24 protein-coding genes are annotated in these 22,511 nt (G+C 39.9%); 13 read left to right on the top strand and 11 right to left on the bottom strand.

The genetic code is table 11. The annotated features are described in order from the left end of the window. Positions 1-137: 137 nt before the first annotated feature. The 4 genes from PSH54_RS01000 to PSH54_RS00985 all read left to right on the top strand — a co-directional run bounded on the left by PSH54_RS01000 (position 138) and on the right by PSH54_RS00985 (position 4,540). Positions 138-1,865 (top strand): DUF885 domain-containing protein, encoded by a 1,728-nt coding sequence (locus PSH54_RS01000; protein ID WP_273605215.1) that lies wholly within the window; start codon positions 138-140, stop codon positions 1,863-1,865. Between the two features lie 50 nt (positions 1,866-1,915). Next, positions 1,916-2,623, top strand: a complete 708-nt coding sequence (locus PSH54_RS00995; RefSeq protein ID WP_064385769.1) for a winged helix-turn-helix domain-containing protein — start codon at positions 1,916-1,918, stop codon at positions 2,621-2,623. 155 nt (positions 2,624-2,778) lie between these two features. Further along, a complete protein-coding gene (locus PSH54_RS00990) occupies positions 2,779-3,117 on the top strand; it encodes a hypothetical protein (RefSeq protein ID WP_054981643.1) in 339 nt (112 codons plus the stop codon). A 115-nt stretch (positions 3,118-3,232) separates the two neighbouring features. Further along, positions 3,233-4,540, top strand: a complete 1,308-nt coding sequence (locus PSH54_RS00985; protein ID WP_273605214.1) for a DASH family cryptochrome — start codon at positions 3,233-3,235, stop codon at positions 4,538-4,540. Positions 4,541-4,566: 26 nt separating this feature from the next. On the opposite strand, the gene PSH54_RS00980 is transcribed toward PSH54_RS00985, so the two are convergent. Beyond that, positions 4,567-5,643, bottom strand: a complete 1,077-nt coding sequence (locus PSH54_RS00980; RefSeq protein WP_273589225.1) for a YeiH family protein — start codon at positions 5,641-5,643, stop codon at positions 4,567-4,569. 137 nt (positions 5,644-5,780) lie between these two features. Between PSH54_RS00980 and PSH54_RS00975 the strand changes: the two genes are divergently transcribed. Then, positions 5,781-6,659 (top strand): LysR family transcriptional regulator, encoded by an 879-nt coding sequence (locus tag PSH54_RS00975; protein WP_273605213.1) that lies wholly within the window; start codon positions 5,781-5,783, stop codon positions 6,657-6,659. A gap of 53 nt (positions 6,660-6,712) precedes the next feature. Here the strand turns inward: PSH54_RS00975 and PSH54_RS00970 are convergent, their stop codons facing one another. The 3 genes from PSH54_RS00970 to PSH54_RS00960 all read right to left on the bottom strand — a co-directional run bounded on the left by PSH54_RS00970 (position 6,713) and on the right by PSH54_RS00960 (position 8,357). Next, positions 6,713-7,435, bottom strand: a complete 723-nt coding sequence (locus PSH54_RS00970; RefSeq protein WP_096042699.1) for a hypothetical protein — start codon at positions 7,433-7,435, stop codon at positions 6,713-6,715. Then, positions 7,432-7,602, bottom strand: coding sequence for a hypothetical protein (locus tag PSH54_RS00965; protein ID WP_167381771.1), 171 nt, complete (start codon positions 7,600-7,602; stop codon positions 7,432-7,434). The genes PSH54_RS00970 and PSH54_RS00965 overlap by 4 nt, the downstream gene beginning before the upstream one ends. Positions 7,603-7,898: 296 nt before the next feature. Beyond that, positions 7,899-8,357 (bottom strand): TlpA family protein disulfide reductase, encoded by a 459-nt coding sequence (locus tag PSH54_RS00960; protein ID WP_337946978.1) that lies wholly within the window; start codon positions 8,355-8,357, stop codon positions 7,899-7,901. 128 nt (positions 8,358-8,485) lie between these two features. Here PSH54_RS00960 and PSH54_RS00955 point away from each other — a divergent pair, with 128 nt between their 5' ends. The 4 genes from PSH54_RS00955 to PSH54_RS00940 all read left to right on the top strand — a co-directional run bounded on the left by PSH54_RS00955 (position 8,486) and on the right by PSH54_RS00940 (position 13,718). After that, complete coding sequence (locus PSH54_RS00955; protein WP_273605211.1) at positions 8,486-11,041, top strand: CotH kinase family protein; 2,556 nt, start codon at positions 8,486-8,488, stop codon at positions 11,039-11,041. A gap of 77 nt (positions 11,042-11,118) precedes the next feature. Then, on the top strand, positions 11,119-12,036 hold the full coding sequence (locus PSH54_RS00950) for a polyphosphate polymerase domain-containing protein (protein ID WP_273605210.1): 918 nt from the start codon (positions 11,119-11,121) through the stop codon (positions 12,034-12,036). Position 12,037: 1 nt separating this feature from the next. After that, entirely contained in the window at positions 12,038-12,625 is a 588-nt protein-coding gene (locus tag PSH54_RS00945; RefSeq protein WP_029772252.1) for a DUF4956 domain-containing protein, read from the top strand. A 1-nt stretch (position 12,626) separates the two neighbouring features. Continuing rightward, a complete protein-coding gene (locus PSH54_RS00940; RefSeq protein WP_273605209.1) occupies positions 12,627-13,718 on the top strand; it encodes an OprO/OprP family phosphate-selective porin in 1,092 nt (363 codons plus the stop codon). 392 nt (positions 13,719-14,110) lie between these two features. Here PSH54_RS00940 and PSH54_RS00935 read toward each other — a convergent pair whose 3' ends face one another. From PSH54_RS00935 to PSH54_RS00915, 5 genes are all read right to left on the bottom strand, one after another. Next, a complete protein-coding gene (locus PSH54_RS00935) occupies positions 14,111-14,992 on the bottom strand; it encodes an NAD-dependent epimerase/dehydratase family protein (RefSeq protein WP_008126570.1) in 882 nt (293 codons plus the stop codon). A 131-nt stretch (positions 14,993-15,123) separates the two neighbouring features. Beyond that, positions 15,124-15,648, bottom strand: a complete 525-nt coding sequence (locus PSH54_RS00930; RefSeq protein WP_096042694.1) for a hypothetical protein — start codon at positions 15,646-15,648, stop codon at positions 15,124-15,126. A 73-nt stretch (positions 15,649-15,721) separates the two neighbouring features. Next, the gene (locus tag PSH54_RS00925; protein ID WP_096042693.1) at positions 15,722-16,366 is read right to left on the bottom strand and encodes a hypothetical protein; all 645 of its coding nucleotides are present in this window, start codon (positions 16,364-16,366) and stop codon (positions 15,722-15,724) included. Positions 16,367-16,488: 122 nt separating this feature from the next. After that, positions 16,489-16,824, bottom strand: a complete 336-nt coding sequence (locus tag PSH54_RS00920) for a hypothetical protein (RefSeq protein WP_096042692.1) — start codon at positions 16,822-16,824, stop codon at positions 16,489-16,491. Positions 16,825-16,940: 116 nt separating this feature from the next. After that, positions 16,941-17,171, bottom strand: coding sequence for a hypothetical protein (locus PSH54_RS00915; protein ID WP_096042691.1), 231 nt, complete (start codon positions 17,169-17,171; stop codon positions 16,941-16,943). A gap of 710 nt (positions 17,172-17,881) precedes the next feature. Here PSH54_RS00915 and PSH54_RS00910 point away from each other — a divergent pair. Beyond that, complete coding sequence (locus PSH54_RS00910; protein WP_024032946.1) at positions 17,882-18,367, top strand: hypothetical protein; 486 nt, start codon at positions 17,882-17,884, stop codon at positions 18,365-18,367. 27 nt (positions 18,368-18,394) lie between these two features. Here the strand turns inward: PSH54_RS00910 and PSH54_RS00905 are convergent, their stop codons facing one another. Then, positions 18,395-19,600, bottom strand: coding sequence for an anhydro-N-acetylmuramic acid kinase (locus PSH54_RS00905; RefSeq protein ID WP_273605208.1), 1,206 nt, complete (start codon positions 19,598-19,600; stop codon positions 18,395-18,397). Between the two features lie 147 nt (positions 19,601-19,747). Between PSH54_RS00905 and PSH54_RS00900 the strand changes: the two genes are divergently transcribed. The 3 genes from PSH54_RS00900 (at position 19,748) to PSH54_RS00890 (ending at position 22,108) form a co-directional block, all read left to right on the top strand. Next, a complete protein-coding gene (locus tag PSH54_RS00900; RefSeq protein WP_273605207.1) occupies positions 19,748-20,236 on the top strand; it encodes a GNAT family N-acetyltransferase in 489 nt (162 codons plus the stop codon). Between the two features lie 177 nt (positions 20,237-20,413). Then, positions 20,414-21,442, top strand: a complete 1,029-nt coding sequence (locus PSH54_RS00895; RefSeq protein WP_273605206.1) for an NADP-dependent oxidoreductase — start codon at positions 20,414-20,416, stop codon at positions 21,440-21,442. Positions 21,443-21,490: 48 nt separating this feature from the next. Next, entirely contained in the window at positions 21,491-22,108 is a 618-nt protein-coding gene (locus PSH54_RS00890; protein ID WP_138576690.1) for a glutathione S-transferase family protein, read from the top strand. A gap of 65 nt (positions 22,109-22,173) precedes the next feature. On the opposite strand, the gene PSH54_RS00885 is transcribed toward PSH54_RS00890, so the two are convergent. Next, positions 22,174-22,482: a YkgJ family cysteine cluster protein gene (locus PSH54_RS00885; RefSeq protein ID WP_171036109.1), complete on the bottom strand. Its 309-nt coding sequence runs from the start codon at positions 22,480-22,482 to the stop codon at positions 22,174-22,176. Positions 22,483-22,511: the final 29 nt, after the last annotated feature.

Genomic DNA, 22,511 nt, shown 5'->3' with positions numbered 1-22,511 from the left:
CTAGAGGTACAAGTTATAAAAGTAAAGCCTAGAGGTACAAGTTATAAAAGTAAGCGCATTGATTAAGTTAACTTGGTACTATATTGAGCACAAATTAAAATAAAAAAGCGCGACTAACTCGCCAATAACGGATCACTATGTTTAAAAAACGTATTTTAGCTATTTGCTTAGCAGCCACCTCGCTACCAAGCCTTGCCGACAGTAACAGCGATTTAAAAACCATTATTGATAACCACTGGCAAAATGCCAAAGCTGAAAAAATATTTTTTCGGACCGATCCAGACGGTTGGAAACCAAATGGCACATTACCAAATTGGAGCGAGCAAGCCATTGCAAAGCGCCAAGCTTATAACAACAGCGTACTAAAAAGCTTAGCCAACATTGATCCAAAAACGCTCAACAACGAGCAGCTAATGAACTACCGCTTATTTAAATATGAGCGAGAAACCGAGCAGCAAAGCTACCTTTATCAAGATAAGTATTTTCCGGTAAATTTTTTAAGTGGCTGGCATACCTACTTTGCAGAAGCACCCGCTAATATGGCTTTTTTAACAGCTGATGATTACAACGCATTTTTAATCAGCCTTGCCGACTACCCGCGCTTTAATCAGCAAAATATTGATTTAATGAAAGAAGGGATAAAAACAGGATTTACCCATTACTGTAAAACCTTTGAAAATTACAGCCAAAGCATTAGCGCGCACATAGTTAAAAACCCCGAAAACAGCGCCCTTTACGAGCCCTTTACGCGTATACCTAATACCTTTAGTGCATCGCAAAAATCAAACTTAAAACAAGAAGCCCAAGCCGTAATTAAAAATAAAGTAATTCCTGCGTATCAGCATTTTTACGACTTTTTTGAAAATGACTATATGCCACATTGTAGAGCGCAGCCGGGCATAGCAAGCGTTAAAGGCGGGCTTGATTACTACAAGTACACGGTTAATTACTACACCACAACAAACGCCACACCTAAACAAATACACCAACTAGGCCTTAAAGAAGTCGCGCGTATTAAGGCGCAAATGCAAAATATTATTGATGAAGTAGGCTTTGATGGCACCTATAGTGAGTTTTTAGAATTTTTAGCAACCGATGAGCAATTTTACGCAAAAGACGCGCAAGACTTGCTAGAAAAAACCGCGTTTATAACGCAAAAAATGTATGGCAAATTGCCCACTTACTTTGGCCACTTACCGCGTAACACCTTTACTATTAAGGGCTCAGCAAGTCGTGGTGCGTTTTATATGCCACCACCAGATAACCGCTCACCAGGCACTTATTTTTTAGCCTCAACACCTAAACTGCAGCCTTTATATAATTTAGAAGCACTTAGTCTGCACGAAGCCATACCCGGGCACCATTTACAAAACGCCATTGCTATGGAGCTAAATGTATCCGAATTTAGGCGCACACTTAGCCACTCTGCATTTGGCGAAGGTTGGGCACTATACACAGAACGCTTAGGCAAAGAAGCTGGTTTTTATCAAAGCCCGTACAGCGATTTTGGCCGTTTAGGCTACGAAATGTGGCGTGCAGTGAGGCTTGTTGTTGATACCGGTATTCATGCCTTTGGCTGGAGCCGCCAAAAAGCAATTGATTACTTAGCCAGTCACACTGCTTTACCACAAAGTGCGGTGGAAGATCAGATAGATCGTTATATTTCATGGCCAGGCCAAGCGCTCTCTTACAAAATGGGCGAAATAAAAATACGAGAGCTGCGCGCAAAAGCCGAAAAACAACTCGGCGCTCAATTTGATATACGCAGCTTTCACGACACTGTTATTGGCCAAGGCTCATTGCCTATGGCAGTGCTTGAAGACGTTATAAACGATTGGATAGAAAAACAAAAATCGGCTATTTAACATTAATGAAGGCGGTATTATTTTCCGCCTCTTTCTAAACGGACTTTTTAATGAAACACCTACTTATTTTTATATCATTCATTTTATTTAGCAGCCAAGCTAATGCGTTTTGTTTAGAAGCATCAAACTACATAGAGGGCGTAAAATATGGCGTTTGTGGGGAGCAAACAGATTCAATTTCCCTTACGCCTTATTTTATTATATGGATGCTTTTAAATGTGTTATTTGGGCAAATGCTTAATAAACCAAATGTACACGTGGGGTTTAAGTATTTACTTTTCCTATGTGCATTTCCACTCAGCCCGCTAGTGCTTTTAATGAATTTAACTGGAATGATGGTATCTCGCGTTTATAAAAAATATTCAAGCCCAGCAGCAAATAAAACCCAAGCTAACCATGTTTGCGCAGAACCTGTTATTGAAAAGCCGAGTGTTAATCAGCTAACAATTGGCGAGTACACTTTTGACAGTCTGCAGCAGTCCTTAATTAAAGAAGATAACCTCTACACATTAGAGCCTAAATGCATGCAGGTACTTAGCTATTTAATAGAACAACAGCCAAGAATAGTTAGCCTTGAAGAGTTACACAACAATGTATGGGAGAATCAAATAGTAACCGATACCGCAGTTAGACGAGTTATTAGCAAACTACGTGTAGCCCTTAACGATAACGACACAAAAAACCCCAAATATATAAAGTCTGTAATGAAGCGAGGTTATCAGCTTATAGCTAAAGTAAAAACACAACCTATTGAATAGTAATGACTTATAAAAGTTATAACCAAGGTAATACCATGGTTATAACTTTATAATAACTAGTTAATGGCTTTGTTATCGTTATTTTTTGCCAATCGTTTTAATTTGTCTAGGCGCTATAGAGCGACCCATAAAATTAAATAGTTAAGGAAGAAAATATGAAACACTTATTACCTCTATTACTAGTATTAATCATAACAGTAATTACATTAAGCCTTATTAACAGCAACGAGTGTATAGAAATAGGTAACGCATCTATTGCCAGTATTTCATTTGGCACGTGTGATTTATCTAACCCTCAATCAAACATATCACCACTTTTAGCTTTATTTTGGTTAGCCATGAGCGTTTGCTTTGCAATTACATTACCTAAATCAACTGTTGCTAATAAGTACAAAATTGCCTTATTTATATTTGGTTTACCACTCACTGTTTTTGTTTATTTAATTGCCTATATATCTGAAAATATACGCCAAGCCACTCAATCTCTTAAGTAAACCTAGATGAGCAAGTCACACTTGCTCATCCTTTCTTAATTAAATACAAGTGAAAATCAATCCCTACCCGCTTTTGCTTCGTAAACTTAATGATTACAAAAACCAGAGCATAAGTATGAGCAAACGCATTTTATATTGGCTACAAAACGATTTACGCCTAACCGATAACCCAATTTTTAGTGACCTTATGTTGCAGCAATGCGCGCTTGATATTGTATTTGTTATTAACCCGCACTGGTTTAAAAATAATAACTACCAACAAAAACCTTACGGCATACATAAGCAGCAGTTTTTAATGCAAAGCTTGTACGAACTACAACAAGCACTTATTGAACGCGGGCAAACCCTGCATGTGCTTGAGGGAGAACCCGTATCGCTTTTAAAAGCGCGTATTAATGAGCAAAATATTGATGAAGTTGTATACAGCGAACAATTTGGCCTGTACGAGCAACGCCAAATAAACTTACTCAAAGCACATTGCCCCAATACACAATTTACAGGGTCGCAGCAAGACACGCTATTTAAGCAAAGTGACCTCCCCTTTGATTTAAGCGAATTACCTAAACACTTTACCCCGTTTCGTAAAAAGGTAGAGGCCGCTAATAGCCCTATTACATCAACAACTTTGCCAAACGGTTTGCTCCCTAAGCCAATAACTTTATGCGCAAAAAAACCTATAGAACGTATAACAAATAAAGGCGTAATGCATGGCGGGTTTAACAGTGCGCAAGCTCATTTAAAGCAATACTTTGCAGGCACAATGCCAAGTACTTATAAAACGACTCGCAACGAGCTTGATGGCTTTAACAACACCACCAAATTTAGTACTTGGCTTGCCTTTGGCTGTATAAGTGCAAAACAAGTTTACAAAGCAGTAGAAAATTACGAGCAATGCAATACGGCAAACGAGTCTACTTATTGGATTAAATTTGAACTGCTGTGGCGAGAGTATTTTAAATGGCACGCACTTAAAGCAGGTAACAGCCTGTTTAGCTTTAAAGGGCAAAAACAAACTAAACCGCTTACTACTTTTACATCTACACGCTTTGCTGCTTGGTGTAACGGCACAACGCCTTACCCGCTTGTAAATGCCATTATGGAAGAACTAAACACTACGGGTTACATTTCAAACCGAGCACGGCAAATTGCAGCAAGCTGTTTAGTAAACGAGCTTGGCCTTGATTGGCGATACGGCGCAGCCTATTTTGAGCAGCAACTTATTGATTACGATGTAGCAGCAAACTGGGGAAACTGGCAGTACATAGCCGGTGTGGGCGTGGACCCGCGTGGCGGCCGCCACTTTAATATACAAAAGCAAACGGCGCAGTTTGATCCAAATGGTAATTACACCAATAAATGGCACGGGCACAGTAATAAAACACAGCAGCTCGATCACTTAAACGAAGTAGATTGGCCTATTTAAGCCAATCTCCCTCCACCAGGTTATATTTAAAACAGCTGCGCAATGCCTACATTAATGGCAAAACCAGCTATGGTTAAAAACAAAAATAAACAGCCTGCTAATAACAGTGGTTTTATACCCGCTTGGCGAATAGCGCCAACATGTGTACGCAGCCCAAGTGCGACCATGGCAATGGTGAGCAATATATTATCAAACCATATAATAGCGTTTGTAGTTCCTTGCGGAATAACCGATAACGAATGCACGCCACTTGCCACTATAAATAACACTGCAAACCAAGGGATTGTAATTCCTGATTTTTGCTCGCCGCCATGTGCGTTTATGTTTGCATGCTTTTTACTTTGCCAAAACGATAAGCCTACTAAAAATGGCGCAAGCATCATTACGCGTAGCATTTTTTCTATCACGGCGGTGTCAGCCGCATTGGCACTTACCGCAGTCCCTGCTGCTACCACTTGAGCAACTTCATGAATAGTTGAACCAACAAAAATACCGTACGCATGCTCACTCACACCCATATATTCAAACATAATTGGGTAGGCAAACATACTTAACGTGCCAAACACCACAACCGTTGCCACCGCTACCGATACTTTATGCGCTTGTGCTTTTATAACTGGCTCAGTTGCCATTACCGCTGCGGCGCCACAAATAGAGCTACCCGCACCTATTAGTATGGTTGTTTGTTCATCAAGCTTAAAAACGCGCTTACCTAGCTGTACTGCTAATATAAACGTACCAAGCAGCATTACCACATCGGTTAATAGGCCATGCCAGCCTACACCCGCTACTTGCGCAAAAGTAATTCTAAACCCAAATAAAATAACGCCCGCTTTAAGTAATATACTTTTAGCGTAATCAACGCCTACATCTGTACGCGTAGCAATGTGCGCAAACACGCTGTTGCCTACAATAATGCCAAGCACAATACCAATTGTTAAGGAGCTAAATTGCGCACTTTGCATTATAGGTAACTTACTTAATGCAACAGATGCCCCCGCTAACACAACCACCAGCAGCATACCTAACCACCAGCGCGTATCGCCGTATTGCTTAGTATTAATACCTATAGGCTGAAAACTATTTTTAATAGCGCTAAGCATAATATTCCCTCACTTAAACCAAGTTGATGTGTTGACTTAATTGTAAGAAAGCTCAAAATATAACTCCAATATATTAAAATCATGATTTGATAACTTAAAGTTATACAATTTAGAGTTATGCAATTTAAGGTTATACAATGAACTTACATGCGCTTAGGGTGTTTTATACAGTGGCTAAATTGGGTAGCTTTTCAGGCGCAGCCGAAGCGCTTTTTATAAGCCAGCCCGCTGTTTCTAAAGCGCTAAAAGAGCTGGAGTATCAGTTAAATATTCAACTTATTGAACGTGCATCTAAGGGTAAAAAGCTCACCTTAAGTGAAGGTGGACAAGCACTTTTTGATCACGCCCGCAGTATTTTTTCTATCGAAAAAGCCGCCATTGAAGATATTAAATCGCGCACAGGGCTTAAGCGCGGTACATTAGTTATAGGCACCAGCACCACCATTGCCAGTTACTGGCTACCGCCTTATTTAGCCAAATTTTGTGCGCAGTACCCGCATATAAAAGTAGAAGTACAAGTGGCTAATACCGCGCAAATTGAGCACGCATTGCTAGAATGCACTATAGATTTAGCACTGGTTGAAGGCACACCTACCGAGCCGCACATTATTAGTAAGCACTGGCAAAATGATTTAATGAGTGTGGTTATACCGAGCAACTTTAAGCCCACTAAAGACTTAACAGCATGGTTAAATAAGCAGTTTTGGTTATTACGTGAGCCAGGCTCTGGCACGTTAGAAATGTCGGTAAAGTTATTAGCACAACATGGCGTACAGGCTGAGCAAAGTATGCAATTAGGCAGCAACGAAGCCATAGCTAGGGCCGTTGCTCAAGGTATGGGGGTCGCTTTATTGCCAAACGTAGTCACAGAAGATTTAGTGCAGTTAGGTAAATTAACACGCCTGAGCCAAAAAAATAACGAGCAACTCTCTCGGCCGCTATACCAACTGCATTATAAAGACAGACCGTCTTCGCATGCTGCGCAAGCGTTCGAAAAAAGCTTGTTTAGTGAATAGAGGTTATGTGATTAAGTCTAAATACGATATATAAATCGCATTTGTGTCGTTGTCTACTCTTCTTCAATAATATAAAGATATTCAATATTAATATTTTTTATATCTTCATACTTGAGAATAAGCCGATCTCCTTTAATCTCGTAAAAACGAGCCACTGAGGAATCTGTAGATAAAGGCTTATCTAACTCTATAGGTCTTCTCATGGCATCGGATAAAACAACACGATCTAACTGCCCACTAGAGTCAAGGTAAAAATCTTCAAGAACACCATAATATAAAAAGGAAATATTTTTAGACTCTACTAAACAAGATAACTTAATTAACTCTGCATTCTGAGTTTCAGATAATTTTCCTGTTAATTCGTAATACCATGGAGTATCGAAGGCATATCTTGAGGATTTGTATGGGTTAAAGTGAAAAATTAGCTTTTGAAATATTTTTCCCAAAATATATGCAAGGAGAAATGAACTTGAAAAATATAAAATGATTTTAGGGATACTAGCACTTACAATTTTTAAATCAGATTCCGACACAGATTTAGAGCCCGTTAATAATTTTAGGCAAATTTCATAATTAATTTCGTTTCCAAATAAAGGTACTAAAAGATAAATTAGAAAAATATGTAAAATTAAAGCATAAAAAAAAGCCAAAGATGAAGATACATCAAATGGCTTTTTTTCTATGCTAGTATTTTCTACTTTTTCATAAGAGTTTTGGAATATAAAACCTGGAATTATTAATACTAAAATAAAAAAAGCAGGAAAAGCTATATTCATGCCACTGCTTTATCTTTAGGAGAAGTAGAAACACGATACTTCTTACCATTTGACAAAGTAATAACTTCACTGTCTTTTGAGCCACTAGAAATAAAAGCTCTCAACTGTTCGCTCCCTAATGGATCGCCTTTAATTTTCTTAGCTAAACTACCTAACAAAGCTTTCATAATGCCCCCAAAATAATGTTCCGTGATTCTAGTTTACTTTAAATATTACCAATAGGCTACATATCATACTAAGAGGGTTCTAACATAGCGCACTAATGCCAGCGAGCAAATTTCCAATCGATGCCTGCTATATTCAACTTCTCTTTTGTTCGCGAGATAACACCTATCACGAAAAAACCAAATGGATCAAACCCGACTTCACGCATTGTAATTTTAAGAGATCACTCATAGCAGTTCACCAGCTACCCATAAATCTATTAGCTAAATCCGTAAGCTCTTATACCCCCAAGCTGAATTCACAAACCCTGCGTTAAATCTTGTGCCAGTGTGCCCGTTGGCTTTTCAATTACGCGTACTAACTCTTTGCCATTATCTTTTACTATAAACGTTGGCGTGTATTGCAAGTCGTGCGCTAGTGCTATTCCGGCGTCGTCTTGCTTGTTGTAACCCACGGCCACATATTTAACGCTTGCAAGTTTTACCTTAGACGCATCAAGTAACTTAATAAGCTTTGGTACTTCGCGTTGGCTGTCGTGACACCAAGTGCCAAATAATACAACTAATGCCTTGCCTTCTAGCTTTTGCATTAAGGCTATATCTTGCTCGGTTGGCGTAAATGCGTTGTACTGCTTATTAAACTTATCGTAATCGTTTAATAGTACATCAGTTGTAATATCGCCCGAAAATGGCGCAGTAGCGGCATTACTTACAAGCGGCATGCTTAACGCGCACAATAAAATTAATTGTTTAAACATAAGGTTAAAGTAACTTTTAAAGTGAGTAATTAAGCTCACTATACTGAATATTACTGAATGTTTACACATTGTTTGCACCTTCTATTTTTATAGTTTGCCCACTTTAATAAAATAATAAGCGTGCATACATGAATATAAAACCTTTTATATTTTATTCAGTTATCGCCTCTACTACATTTTTATATGGCTGTGGCGGTACTGAGCAAACAACCGATAGCAGCACAGAGCAAACTGATTCATCATCAACAACCACCTCCACGGGCTTAGTTATTAACGAAATTGTCGCAAGCCCAAGCGATACCACCTACGACTGGATTGAGCTATACGCCACTGAAGATATAGCCGACCTATCGGTATTTTCGCTTGTTGATGATAACGCCGACAGAGAGCCTCAAGCTTTACCTGCTGTATCACTTTCGCAAGGTGAGTTTATTGTTATTCAAGCCATTGATGAAACCGACACCCCGCCCGATAACGGTTATTACGTTACCTTTAAACTAGGGAGCGACGATGCGGTTACGTTATACGAGGACGGCACTGCTATCTCTGTACTTGATTGGGAAGAAGGCGAAGCCGCTGAAGGTTTTAGTTACGGCTTATACTCCGATGGTACAGGCACCGCGCAAACCCTAACGCCCACAGAGGGCGCAGCTAACCAAACAGCCGATACCTCTACACTTGTAACAACCTTAATTGCTGAAGATGCACCACTTCGTATAAACGAAGTAGTAGCAAAAGACAGCAGCGGCGGCGAGGACTGGATAGAGCTTTATGTAACAAGCAGTAGCGATGTTTATTTAGCCGACTACACACTAAGTGATGACAATAACGAGCAATTTGCTCTACCTGATATTACGTTATCGCCTGGTGAGTTTTACCGTATTTACGCAAGCACCGATGATTTAGGCGACCTGCCAAGCGTAGCGTTTAAATTAGGCGCAAGCGATACCGTAAGCCTTTACAGTAACAATGTAATTATAGAGCAGTTATCGTGGAATAAAGGCCAAGCGCTAAGTGGTTACAGCTATGGCCGCTACCCAGATGGCAGCGATGCAACTACAGTACTCACTCCAACAGAGCTTAGCTCAAACAGCCAAGCAACCCACGGGTCACTCGTTATTAACGAAGTGGTGGCAAGCGCCGCAGATGATGGCAACGACTGGTTTGAGCTATACAATAACAGCGAAAATACAATTAACTTAGCCAACTACCACGTTATTGATGAAAGCGACGACATAGACCCCGTAACCCTGCCCGACATAGATTTATACGCAGGTGAATACATTACTATTTATGCCACCGATGAAGACCCAGGCACTTACTACGTCCCGTTTAAACTAGGCAAAGAAGACGAGCTAAGCTTAATACTCAACGATGAAGTAATTGACTACATTGACTGGGACGAAAGTGATGTAGCCACAGGCTTTAGCTACGGCCTAAGTAGCAGTACAGGCTTTACTCATGCGTTTTTAACACCTACCCCAAGTAGTGAAAATACAGTTGCAACCGCCTTTACACCTACGGCCGTTAATACGCTTTCTATTACAATTACCGATGAAAACTGGCAAGACATTCTAGATAACCCACTTGATGAGCAGTACCACGAAACCGCTATTACCTTTAATGGGGTAACACTCGATAGCGTGGCTATTCGCACTAAAGGCGGCTCAAGCTTAAGCAGCGTTGCCAACTCAAGCAGCGACCGTTACAGCTTTAAGGTTGATATTAACGAATATGTGTCGGGGCAAAAGTTTTTTGGGCTAAAAAAATTCACACTACAAAACTCGTTTAACGACCCGTCGTACATGCGTGAAGTAATCGCCTACGAGCTAATGGATGAAATGGGCGTACCAACGCCTGAGCATGCTTACGTTAACTTTTATGTAAACGGCGAACTATTTGGTTTGTATTTAATGGTAGAAGCCGTAGATGGCGAATTTGTTGAAAAACACTTTGCCAACAGTAACGGCGATTTATACAAGCCAGATGGCACAGGCAGCGATTTATTATGGCTAGGTGACGACATACAAAGCTACACCGATATAAATCTGCAAACCAACGAAGACACCACAGATAACGGCGCATTTATTAACTTTGTAGAATCGCTCGATAAAGGCGAAACCAGCGCCATAGATATAGACACGCTGCTGCGTTATATGTCGGTAAGTACTTCACTGTCTAATTTAGATAGCTACCACGGCCCACTCGCACATAACTATTATATTTACGATGACGATGGCGTATTTAGCATTTTGCCGTGGGATTTTAACGAGTCATTCGGCACATTTAACATGGATTGTAATAGCGTAGATGTAAGAGAGCTCTACATTGATGAGCCTGTAAGCGGGGCATTAAGCGAGCGCCCATTAATTGCTAATGTATTTGCCGAGCAAAGCAACCTCGATACGTACCACAGTTACTTAACACAGCTTATTAATGGCTCACTTTCAAGCGACACATTTAACGCACGCGTAAATGAAATAGCCGATTTAATTCGTGAGCACGTACAAAACGACCCAACTAGCTTTTATGGCTCAACCTACTTTGAGCAAAACCTAACCTCTACCACGGGGCAGTTTTACGGCTTAACCTCGTTTATGGAGTACCGCGTAGCAAATATGGCCGCGCAGCTTGATGGCACATTGCCCTCAGCGGGTGATGGCAGCGGATTTTGCTCTAGATAAACAACCCATCCTTGATGCGGTGTCAGCACGCTGGCACTGCACTCTATTACTTTGCAATTTAATAATCTGAGAAAATTATGACAATTCAAGCACGTTTTAAGGATGAACTTTTTGAAAAGGATACTTCAATCTCACCAGTAGCAATTACTGCAATAAACACTAAAAATAAGCAGGCTCAGCCTGAAAAGCCAGATGCGCGAGGCTCATTAACAAGCTTAATTAACGAGTTGCTCGCCCCGTTTGAAGGTTACGGGTTAAACGATCTTAATAACGCTAATTTAATGAACCGTGTAGACAGCAAGTTTATGCTGCCACTGTCTTTTTTACCTGAGCTACTTACTCATATACAAGGCCAGTACCGTGTACTTGATATACAAGGTAAGCGTTTATTCTCTTACTATAATCAGTACTTTGACACACCCGAACTTGATTTATATAAAGCTCACCATAACGGTAAGCTTAATCGCTACAAAGTACGCCAAAGGCGCTACGTTGATACAGCCACCGAATACCTAGAAATAAAACTAAAAAACAACCAAAGCCGCACAGTAAAAACACGTATAAAGCTCGCGCAAACTAACAACCAGCAAGCTAACAGCACGGCGTTTATTAAAGAGCAAATGAAAAACAGCTTTGCACATTTAAATGTAACCCAGCAAAGCGGCTATAACCGCATAGCCCTAGCTAACGAAGAAAAAGCCGAGCGTTTAACGCTTGATTTTAACCTGTGGTACAACACCCCAAAAGGCGATAACAAAATAACCTTACCGGGCTTTTTTATTGCCGAGCTTAAACAAAGTAAAAAAACAAAACGCTCGCCATTTTATAAACTTATGAGCAAACACCACATATCCCCTGCCTCGTTTAGTAAATACTGCATTGGCTGTGCTTTGCTCTACCCCGAGCGCTTAAAAGTAAACCGCTTTAAACCTGTTTTAGCCCGTTTAAAACACCTTAACCGCACTAACCCCCTTTTACCTTTAGAGAATAATTAAAATGACCAAATTAGATCTTATTTTTCTTTCCCGCTTTTTAGTAAACATCCTATCGCTGGCTGTACTTTGCTATGGCTGTTATTTTCGCGTAAGTAAAAATGCAGTGGTAGCAGGCTCGTTTATTTTATTTGGCGTAGGCGTTTTTATTATTACCTTTTTGCTGCACGGCGTTGATATGTCGATGGAGTTTGCATTTGGCCTATTTGCCGTATTTACCATGCTCAGGTACCGCACTGAGTCTATTTCGATTAAAGAAATGACCTACTTATTCCTTGTTACTGCCATTGCTTTACTGACCTCTGTAGGGCAAATGAGCCTAATTGAGCTAAGTATTCTTAATGGCATTATTTGCTTAATTGCCTTTTTGATTGACTCAAGCGTATTTGTAAAACGCTACGAAGTACAAAGCGTTTGCTACGAGCGCATAGAAAACATAACCCCACAAAACCAAGCCATTCTCATCAATGATTTAAAACAGCGCACAGGCCTAAACGTCGTTGCCGTAGATATAGAACACATCGACTTTTTAAGAGACGTAGCGCAACTAAAAGTAAGTTACTTAGCCGAAAAACAAACAAAGGCAGCCTAACATGACCTCTAAACAAACGATTACCTATGCGGCACTTTCAGCGCTTTGCCTTGTTAGTAACGCAAGCTTTGCCAAAATTAACGACAATATAGACCTAAGCGGCTATATCATGCTCGACTACAACAAGTTTGATACCTCTTTGTTAGAGGGGCAATACGACAGCAGCAGCTCAGAAAGTACCTCTGAAATACGCCGCGCACGCCTAAGTTTTAAATCAGACATAAGCAAAGATTGGAAAAGTAAATTTCAGCTTGGCTTTGCCGATGGCGAAACCGAAATAAAAGACGCCTATTTAGAATACTCTGGCTGGAAATATGCCGATTTAACCATAGGCCAACAAAAAGAAGGTTTTGGCCTAGAAAAACTAACCAGCTCGCGTAAATTACTAATGCTTGAGCGCAGCATGATAAGCGAAGCATTTTCACCAGGGCGTAGCTTAGGTATTAGCCTATCGGGAGACATAGCCTCAGTAAATTGGCAACTAGGTTATTACGAGCCCGATGAAGACGAAGCAACGTCTGCTATTACAGGGCGCGTAGCCTGGGTGCCATGGCAGCAAAACTCCAACCTTTTACACCTAGGCGTCGCATTTAGTGAAAGGCAGTACGATGGCAACAAATTTAGAGTGAATGAACCTCTTGAAGTTTATACCGCCGACTCATTAATAGAAGGCGATAAAATTAATGCAGATAGCCTCACGCAACAAGGTATAGAGCTGTTATGGCTAAAAGACAGATTTACCATGATGGCCGAGTGGCAACAAGCACAAGTAACCAGTATTGAAAATACAACTAACGATTACGAAGGCGGCTATTTGCAATTTGGTTATCAACTATCGGGCGGATACCGTAAGTATAAAAACGCAAAACTAGGCGCAAGCTCAGAGCCAGGCTGGGAAATTACAGGCCGCTACAGCCTACTTAAGCTCAAGCAAGAAAACCAAGACGCAAAAACCTACGCCCTTGGTGTTAACTACACCGTAAACAAAAGCATAAAGTTTATGGCCGACTACATTAAAGCCGACTACTTTGAAGCAGGCGGTACTATCACATCGGGCAATGCAATCTCATTAAGGCTGCAGTATTCGTTTTAATGCGCTTTGCATGTTAAGCCGGTTAGCCTAAAACTATAAAGCCCTGTGTTAAACGTAACGTTTAACACAAGGCTTTTTAATTGAGCTGTTATAAACTCCTAAAGGTTACTTATCAGGCTTGTACTTATTCCACTAATTACAGTAGGGGATTTAAGTTTACCTGTTCACTAATTAATATCGTTCAATAAAAATGAACACCAGCATTTAGTGAACAAAAGATGGACAAGGGCTAATACAGGCAGCTATCGGAAAACTAAACTTGCAAACGAGTTTAGGCACAAAGTATGAAACTTTTAAAAAAGAGTGTACTGAGGGCGAACTCGCTTTGCCTAATGTTAAAAGCAATGCATAGTAAAAACGCTGCCCATGCCGAATCACTCTTAATTACTTTGTTAGCTGCGTTTCAAAATTGGCAATACTTCAGGTATTTCAGTATCTAGCATTTCCAAAACGCTTTTAAAACCATGTATAGGTGACCACCCTAATTTGTCACATGCAGATGATGAATCATATACGCGATCTAAGCTTTGAGGTAGTTGCCAATCTCTTTGTTTAAATGCTAGCGCGATGTCAGGACATTGACGCTCGATGACAGATGCAGCATCAGTATATAGAGCTTCACAATCAGAAAGTTGAAAAGGTGTAGCGCCTGAGATTATAAAACGATTAAAACCACTTAAGCGTTTTTCCACAGAACATAAATGAGCGTTTGCTACATCACGAGCATCTATGCCACGAGTAAGGCGAAATACTGCCATTAAATCCGCAGGTTCAGGAAAACATCTCGACATTTGCAGCACAGTAACTGGAAGCTGAAACAACTTTGAAATTTCTTCTAGCTTAGCTTCAGCCGCAATTTTACTTTTATGATAAATCGACTTGGGTTGAGGTGTGACGTCTTCATTTATCCAACCTGCAATACCTTTAGGTGTTGAAGCATAGCCGTACAATGCAGTAGTGCTGGTAAAAATAAAGTGCTTAATACCTGCTTTTAATCCAGCCAGAGCGAGTTTCTCGGTCGCGTCTACGTTGATAGACTGAAACTCTGAATCAGGTACTAAACCAACATGTGGAGCGTGAAGAGCCGCTGTATGAATGATGACATCAACATTTTTAAGAGCCCGATCAATCAGATCACTATCAAGAATATCACCAATGTAATCGGCTGTTGAGCAAGGCGTTTTATCAATGCCGACCACGTCATGGGTGCGCATTAATTTAATATAGATTGCACGCCCGACTCTACCGGCAGAGCCTGTTACTAAAATTCTCACTATGACACCTTACTAATGATTGACCTCAAAGCAGCTAACGCTTTGCCAAGGGGCAAATGCGAACGTTGTTGGGCGAAGCCCAGTGAGTATTTGTCCCAGCCGCGCTTTTTGCGGCGAACTTTGGCAACTTGTTAGGTTCCGGTTTTAGGGATGTTACATTTGATCATAAACCAATTCTTTTCGCTTTCGTTAAGCATAGCGAACCCCATATTTTCTTCGCCGAAATGGCAAATTCTTGTTTTTGATGGATTACCAAAAGAAAAATAGCCTTCTCGACGCTTTCCGCTGTCTTCATAAGAAAATGCCTTCATGACAAACCAAACACCATCAAAGTACTGAAACCAAATTAATTTGATTCCTTTACTTTTAGCGAATGAAATGAATTCGTCAAGTCGGCCATCAGAAACTTCTACTTTCTTTTTAGTCCCTTTTATTGAAACGACATTTACCGGCAGGTTTTTACCATCATCTTCATCTATCCACTGAACAAGCTCAAATTTTTCTTTCTCAGCCAACTTAATCAAATGTTCTAAGCTACTATGATGTTTCGACAAAAAGCCTTCTGCTCTTTTTTCTACCCTGTTTTTGAAAGGATTATACTCGTCAGAACACCCCAGCACTAAAAATCCAACAGCAAGAATCGTGAGTAATCTCATAGGAACCTAACGCCCCAATAATGGGCGAATATCAGTTGGTTAAAATAAGCGACGTAGGAGCAAAAACCAACTGTTATTTGTCCTGATTAATTGGCTTGTTAGCAGTACTTTTAACCTTGCTTACAGTTAGAAGAGCACCAATGAATATTATTGCAATAATATCAATTGAGAACGACTGCATAGGTAAACTTGAAGTAAATTGATTAAAAGAGAAGCCAGGCAAAAATGATGCTGTTGCCCCAAATGAAAACTCAGTCCCCCAACTCAGGTAAACATAAGCACCACCTAACCCAGAATAAGTAGTTGAAATACTACCGATAGCAATGCTAGGGATTTGAAGTGACTGATTTAAGATAGAAAGCCAGTAGTATTTATGGTTTTCTTTTAATGCAGTATAGCCAGCTAAAATATTAAGTACTATAAGTGGAAGCGTAATCACCGTACTAAGTATTGAAACTGAACCATCGGCAATAGAGCTCAAATAATACAATATAATAAATACGGCTGCTGTAAGTTGGAAATAACCGATGATCTTAACTCTATTTTCAGCTAACGAAAAAGCTTCAGTTTGGGAGTTAGCCATTACTATAGCTATTTCGTCTTTTCTAATTTCGAGCTCTGTCAGGAATGAATCATAATTACTAGATTCAGGTGAAATTTTATCTTTAACTTCAAATAACTCATTTATAGAGTATTTAGAATAATCGATAGTGCTCATATGCATCCTTGTACTGCTAACGCCCTCGTTAAGGGGCTTTTTATTAGTTTGCCATAATTGTGTAGCGAAGTGAAACTCGGCAAACTGTAAAAAGTCCCGCTTGAACAGCTTGTTATGTGTATTTAAAACAAATCTATTTTTTGATTGACGTGTTCCATTATTTCATCGTATTTAAATTCGTCAATCTTACCTGCAACAACAAAACAAAATAGATAAGAAGAAACATAATTAAATTTATATTGTTTAATAGAATTAGGATCGAAAGAGCAATCTGTTTGAACTTGTTGTTCATTAGCTTCAGACATTTCCTCAAGTAAACTGACTCTTTTTATATTTTGCCTTTCTGCAAAAAATAGTGGAGCTAATTTATACATATTTTCTTTAGGGATCTCACCACTACTTACGGCTGTAATTGCAGATAAAAGAGATTCTTCTGTTTCTTGTAGCCATTCATCCATTTTTAAATACACCTGAGATACACATAACGCCCACATTAACGGGCAAATTGTTGCTTGGCTATAATTTGTGACGAAGGAACAAAGCCAAGCGTTATTTGTCTCTGTTTAATTGCTTGTTATGTGGTTGTTACGCTTTCTAATTTTTTAATCAAATAATAAATTAGAAATGAATTTATACCACCAAATATGACAAGTAATGTAGCTAAGATATTTAACTGTGGGGCAATTGCATAAATAAAGCCAATTGCAAAAAAAGAAATAGCCACTAATACGAATGCTAAAACCATGACCATTTTGAAGTCACGCTTTTTATCTTGATGATTAATTGTATCCATTACATTAGACATATTTATCCTTAATATGAGAAACACATAACAATTTAATAGTGCGCTCGTCGCGCATATTTCTACCGACTTAGCGCTCATTTATCTACTTTATATAGTTTTAACAAATTACCTAAGGTATTACTATCACTAAGTTTTCTAAAGTTTTTAGGTAAACTTAAATAATCCAATTTGCGCGCAGCGCTCATTTTCATGAATATATGCGCAAAGTGCAGTTTAACCAATCAATTAACGACGATATTTAGCCAATCTCAATGACCTGTTATCGCTCATAAAGGCCTTACTACATTTTTAGCATAAGATAGCTTGGCTTGTGCGGGCACTCTTTTAATACGGGCTACAACATTCAACCGCAATGCATACCGTATTAAATCAAAAAAGATAAGTATGAAATTTTAATTTGGAATCTCTATTTAATGCTTTGATTAGGTAAAGCCTAAAAACCAAATTCTATTCCCTATGAAGAGAAGCCTATGAGAAAAACTCAAATAAGGAACAACAACACCATCGCTACAAGCCTTGCCACATAAGGCTCTTTATTCTAGATGTGTGACAAACTATTCCAAAGTTGAATGAGAAAGAACATATAGCGATCTTTTTTGATCAAAATACAGCGATTATCCGATTAAGTGCAATTTGTCATAAAACTGCAATCAAAATAGGTGATAATTTAAACTCGAACTGTATTTTTTATAATCTAGAAGTTGAAGTAAATGAGCACACCAATGACGCAACTCACATTTGCGTTACAATCGTTTGAAGATCCTCTCTCTGCGGCTATGGGCCACACAATGGAATACGAGCAGTTAACCTTGCAAGCCAGTGCTATGCATGAAATAACGCTGCAATGCGTATTGCCTGACGACGCCCACGAAAACGATATTATTTCGCTGAGCGCAACGTATCCCAGTGCCCGTGATGCGCAATACTTTACTGAAAAAGTACTCACTAACGCCGACTTAGAGCGTGGTTATGTGTATTTAACATTAAGTAAAATTACCCAAAGCCACTGCTTAGTAATGCAATTGATGCTGCATGGCTTAAATGCCACTTTAAAAAATAGTTTACAGTTTGATATGCAAGTAAATGCGTTTGAGGCTGGTTATAAAAATCAGCAAGCACTAAAAAGCCAAACTAAGCCACATGGCGTTAAAAAATACTTTCGTAATATGAGCTCAAGTTTATTTTCGTTTTTTTAATGTGTTGGTATACAAATTTATAAAAACTTAATCAGCAAAACTCACTTTACCCATAGTGACCCCTGCAATACCCTGTGCAGTATTATTTAGGTGCTGCTGCTCACCTGCTAGGCATTCGTTGGCTAAAATGGCAAATAGTACGGCTTCTTTGGCATCGGGGTTTATGCCTAAATCGTCGGTATTTTTAAACGCTTTAATAGTCGGGCACAGCGCATTAAGGTGCGCCATTAATAATGGGTTATGAATACCGCCACCACTTGCGTATACCACACACTCTTTAGCACTTTGCCCGCATTCATTTAACGCATTTGCAATTACCCTTGCGCTAAACATATTTAAAGTTGCCATTACATCTTCATGGCTTAAGTGCTGTGTATTTGTTTGCAGCTGAGCGGCATGCAAATACGCTAAATTAAATACTTCAGGCCCTGTTGTTTTAGGCAGCGCAAGCTCAAAAAAAGTGTTGCTACACAATGCATTTAATAAGAGTGAATTAACCTTGCCAGCTTTAGCTATTTTAGCGCCATCATCAAAGTGCATACCTTTAAAATTCTGCTGTACGTACGCATCCATAATGGTGTTACCTGGGCCTATGTCGCTACTAAATACGCTATTTGCATCACCGCTTTTAGGTAAAAACGTTAAATTAGCAATACCACCCATGTTTAATAAAATGCGGTTCTCATTGTGGTTTGCAAAAAATAAGTAATCGCCATATACCGCAAGCGGTGCACCTTCCCCTCCTGCGGCTATGTGTTTTTGCCTAAAGTCACCAATCGTTGTAATGCCGGTAGTAACGGCTATTTGGTCGCTGTCGCCAATTTGTAATGTGCCATTAGTAAAGCTTTTATGATTATGCTGCGACTGTGGGCAGTGGTAAATGGTTTGCCCATGACTGGCTATTACATCAATACTTGCTGGATTTACCTGCCAAGTATGTAAGCACTGATTAACCATATCGCCATGGAGTTTACCAACCCATGAATGCAGTAAGGTAACAAGTTCTAAATCACACTCTCGTTTGGCAAATACCTGCTTTATTTTACTTTTATACTCGTTGTTATAGTCAACGGTGGTAAAGTTAAGCACTTCAATTTGCGTATTTATACCTGCGCCCGTTACCTTACACAGTGCTACATCGAGCCCATCTAACGAGGTCCCGCTCATTAAACCTATAATTAAACGGCTTGGCTTTTGGGCACTATTATAAAGGGCGGCTATATGTGGGTGCATAAAGGTATCTTAAACAGGTATCATATTTTGCTTATATTAGAGTACTTTAAAACAAAGTTATAGCCGTAAACGGTTAATCTTTGTGATTGTGCAATCTCTAATTGCTTGCTAAGTTGACCCGTATGCAACAGACACTTAATTAAAACAATGATCACCCTAAGAGACTTTAAACCAAAAGACGCGCCACACATTATTAATACCTTAAATGATGAACAGGTTACGCGCTTTTTATCCTCTAAAATTCCATTTCCGTATACTCAAGCCGACGCCGACTGGTGGATAAACCAAGGCTCTAAAAGTGGAATAGTTAAGGCCATTGTTGTAGATGAGCAATTTGCGGGGTGTATTGGTATCACCCCCGGAGAATTTGAATATAGCCGCAGTGGCGAAATAGGCTATTGGCTTAATAGCCACTTTTGGGGGCAAGGAGTAATGACTCATGCTATTTCGCAAATTTGCGATGACGCATTTAAAAGCTCAAACCTAAATAGAATTTTTGGCGCTGTATTTGCTGGCAATACAGGCTCTGTAAAGGCACTCACTAAATGCGGCTTTATAGCTGAAGCCGTTCTCAAACAGGCCATTTATAAACATGGTGTGTTTTACGATAGCCATATTTTTAGCAAGCTAAAATAAACCGTTTAGAATAAATACTCTGCAAAGCTTGAATTACCAGCCTCGCGCCCAAAGCTCGTGTATTAAGGTACAAATTTTTATTTTCGTAAAACTTAGCGCGCATTATTGTTTAGGCTCAACCTGGTTTTAAACGCGTAAACATTCGCTAAGTAAATTCACTCTTAAGAGGAGATTTTTATGTCTGCAACTAGTCGTCAACTTACTTTAGCATCACGCCCGCACGGTGCCCCTACCGATGAAAACTTTGAACTTAAAACAGTAGATTTACCAGCGCTTAAAGATGGCGAGGTGCTGCTGCGCACTATTTACCTATCACTTGACCCATACATGCGTGGCCGCATGAGCGATGCAAAGTCGTATGCCGATCCGGTAAATGTGGGCGATGTAATGGTAGGCGCTACCGTATGCCAAGTAGAAGAGTCTAAAAACGATAAATTCAGCGAAGGCGAATGGGTACTTGCTTACACCGGTTGGCAAGATTACGCCATTACTAACGGCGAAGGCCTTATGCAATTAGGTAAAGAGCCAGAAAACCCATCGTACGCACTCGGTATTATGGGTATGCCAGGCTTTACAGCCTACATGGGCTTACTTGATATTGGCGCACCTAAAGAAGGCGAAACCGTTGTGGTAGCCGCAGCAACAGGGCCGGTTGGCGCAACGGTTGGCCAAATAGCTAAAATTAAAGGCTGTAAAGTGGTAGGCGTTGCTGGTGGCAGCGAAAAATGTACACATGCCGTTGAAAATCTGGGCTTTGATGCCTGTATTGATCACAAAGCCGATGACTTTGCAGAGCAGCTAGAAAAAGCCTGTGATAACGGCATAGATGTTTATTACGAAAATGTGGGCGGTAAAGTGTTTGATGCCGTATTACCTCTACTTAATACCGCAGCCCGTGTTCCTCTGTGTGGTTTAGTGTCGCAATATAATTCTACCAGCCTTCCTGATGGGCCTGATCGTATGGGAATGCTAATGGGGCAGTTGCTTACTAAACGTATTAAAATGCAAGGCTTTATAATTTTTGACGACTACGGCCACCGCTACGACGAATTTGCACAAGACATGCAAAAATGGCTACAAGATGGCAAAGTACAATACCGCGAACACATGGTAGAAGGTATTGAAAACACCATTAGCGCATTTAACAATATGCTAAATGGTAAAAACTTTGGTAAAACCGTTGTTAAAATTAACGAGCCACTTTAAATTTTACAAAGCGTTACTGCACATGCAGTAACGCCAACAAGGACTGACATGATTAAACTACACCATTTAAATAAATCGCGCTCAAAACGTATTATTTGGCTTTTAGAAGAGCTTGATGTTGATTACGAAATTGTTGCCTACCAGCGCAACACAGAGACCTTTTTAGCGCCTGACGAACTTAAAAAAGTACACCAATTAGGTAAGTCACCAGTAATTGAAGACGATGGCCTAATTGTTACCGAATCTGGCGCGATCACCGATTATTTAATTACTAAATACGGTAACGGTAAATTTGCACCAAAAGCTGGCACTGCCGAATATGTTGAGTATCAACAATGGCTTCACTTTGCCGAAAGCTCTGCTATTTTACCGCTGTTGCTTAAAATGTTTGTTTTAAAAGATGGCGCTAAAACAGAGTTTTTAGAAAATTACGCCGATGCAGAAACCGTAAAAGTAATTAGCTACTTTAACGACCGACTCCAAGGTAAACGTTATTTAGTCGGCGACACGTTAACCGGTGCCGATATTATGATGTCGTTTATTGTAGAAATAGTTAAAAACTCAGGCCAGCTTGTCCACTTTAAACACCTTGTAAAATACGATGAGCTATTACAAAGCCATGAGAAGTTTCATACAGCTAATGAGCTAGAAGCTAAATACGATTAATTAGTACAAAACACAGGTAAACCAAAGGGGCTTTTTGAGCCCCTTTTTTAGTGCATATGTTTTTATTAAATACCCGCTATTTCGCGCTCAGTAATACACTCATTTGAGGCCATTTCGAACTCGCGACACGTAAGTGGGCGGTTTTCGTAAATAGTACACATTAGCGTGTTACGGTCGAGTGCTTGGCACCAGCCGTCGTCTGCGCGTTTCATTACTTCGCTGCCCCATTTGTCGTAATCAATGTACTGAAAAGGCACGCCCGTGTCGGTCACTATGCGCACTTCTAATTGGCAGCAACATGCCTGGCAATTAGCGCAGGTTATGGGCTCAGGTGTAGAGGAAATAGTTTTACTTGGAATAACAGTATTAGGCATAGTGACTTACTTTTTTTAATAAGCCACTA

This window comes from Pseudoalteromonas sp. Angola-30, from assembly GCF_028599215.1.
In the GTDB taxonomy this organism is placed as follows: Bacteria; Pseudomonadota; Gammaproteobacteria; order Enterobacterales; family Alteromonadaceae; genus Pseudoalteromonas; species Pseudoalteromonas atlantica.
This window is presented reverse-complemented; position numbering and strand designations above follow the sequence as displayed.

What these genes read in the sequence shown, in the direction of transcription:
- PSH54_RS01000 (WP_273605215.1), top strand. Translation starts at nt 138, where the DNA reads ATGTTTAAAAAACGTATTTTAGCTATTTGCTTAGCAGCCACCTCGCTA.
- PSH54_RS00995 (WP_064385769.1), top strand. Translation starts at nt 1,916, where the DNA reads ATGAAACACCTACTTATTTTTATATCATTCATTTTATTTAGCAGCCAA.
- PSH54_RS00990 (WP_054981643.1), top strand. Translation starts at nt 2,779, where the DNA reads ATGAAACACTTATTACCTCTATTACTAGTATTAATCATAACAGTAATT.
- PSH54_RS00985 (WP_273605214.1), top strand. Translation starts at nt 3,233, where the DNA reads ATGAGCAAACGCATTTTATATTGGCTACAAAACGATTTACGCCTAACC.
- PSH54_RS00980 (WP_273589225.1), bottom strand. Translation starts at nt 5,643, where the DNA reads ATGCTTAGCGCTATTAAAAATAGTTTTCAGCCTATAGGTATTAATACT.
- PSH54_RS00975 (WP_273605213.1), top strand. Translation starts at nt 5,781, where the DNA reads ATGAACTTACATGCGCTTAGGGTGTTTTATACAGTGGCTAAATTGGGT.
- PSH54_RS00970 (WP_096042699.1), bottom strand. Translation starts at nt 7,435, where the DNA reads ATGAATATAGCTTTTCCTGCTTTTTTTATTTTAGTATTAATAATTCCA.
- PSH54_RS00965 (WP_167381771.1), bottom strand. Translation starts at nt 7,602, where the DNA reads ATGAAAGCTTTGTTAGGTAGTTTAGCTAAGAAAATTAAAGGCGATCCA.
- PSH54_RS00960 (WP_337946978.1), bottom strand. Translation starts at nt 8,357, where the DNA reads ATGTTTAAACAATTAATTTTATTGTGCGCGTTAAGCATGCCGCTTGTA.
- PSH54_RS00955 (WP_273605211.1), top strand. Translation starts at nt 8,486, where the DNA reads ATGAATATAAAACCTTTTATATTTTATTCAGTTATCGCCTCTACTACA.
- PSH54_RS00950 (WP_273605210.1), top strand. Translation starts at nt 11,119, where the DNA reads ATGACAATTCAAGCACGTTTTAAGGATGAACTTTTTGAAAAGGATACT.
- PSH54_RS00945 (WP_029772252.1), top strand. Translation starts at nt 12,038, where the DNA reads ATGACCAAATTAGATCTTATTTTTCTTTCCCGCTTTTTAGTAAACATC.
- PSH54_RS00940 (WP_273605209.1), top strand. Translation starts at nt 12,627, where the DNA reads ATGACCTCTAAACAAACGATTACCTATGCGGCACTTTCAGCGCTTTGC.
- PSH54_RS00930 (WP_096042694.1), bottom strand. Translation starts at nt 15,648, where the DNA reads ATGAGATTACTCACGATTCTTGCTGTTGGATTTTTAGTGCTGGGGTGT.
- PSH54_RS00925 (WP_096042693.1), bottom strand. Translation starts at nt 16,366, where the DNA reads ATGAGCACTATCGATTATTCTAAATACTCTATAAATGAGTTATTTGAA.
- PSH54_RS00920 (WP_096042692.1), bottom strand. Translation starts at nt 16,824, where the DNA reads ATGGATGAATGGCTACAAGAAACAGAAGAATCTCTTTTATCTGCAATT.
- PSH54_RS00915 (WP_096042691.1), bottom strand. Translation starts at nt 17,171, where the DNA reads ATGTCTAATGTAATGGATACAATTAATCATCAAGATAAAAAGCGTGAC.
- PSH54_RS00910 (WP_024032946.1), top strand. Translation starts at nt 17,882, where the DNA reads ATGAGCACACCAATGACGCAACTCACATTTGCGTTACAATCGTTTGAA.
- PSH54_RS00905 (WP_273605208.1), bottom strand. Translation starts at nt 19,600, where the DNA reads ATGCACCCACATATAGCCGCCCTTTATAATAGTGCCCAAAAGCCAAGC.
- PSH54_RS00900 (WP_273605207.1), top strand. Translation starts at nt 19,748, where the DNA reads ATGATCACCCTAAGAGACTTTAAACCAAAAGACGCGCCACACATTATT.
- PSH54_RS00895 (WP_273605206.1), top strand. Translation starts at nt 20,414, where the DNA reads ATGTCTGCAACTAGTCGTCAACTTACTTTAGCATCACGCCCGCACGGT.
- PSH54_RS00890 (WP_138576690.1), top strand. Translation starts at nt 21,491, where the DNA reads ATGATTAAACTACACCATTTAAATAAATCGCGCTCAAAACGTATTATT.
- PSH54_RS00885 (WP_171036109.1), bottom strand. Translation starts at nt 22,482, where the DNA reads ATGCCTAATACTGTTATTCCAAGTAAAACTATTTCCTCTACACCTGAG.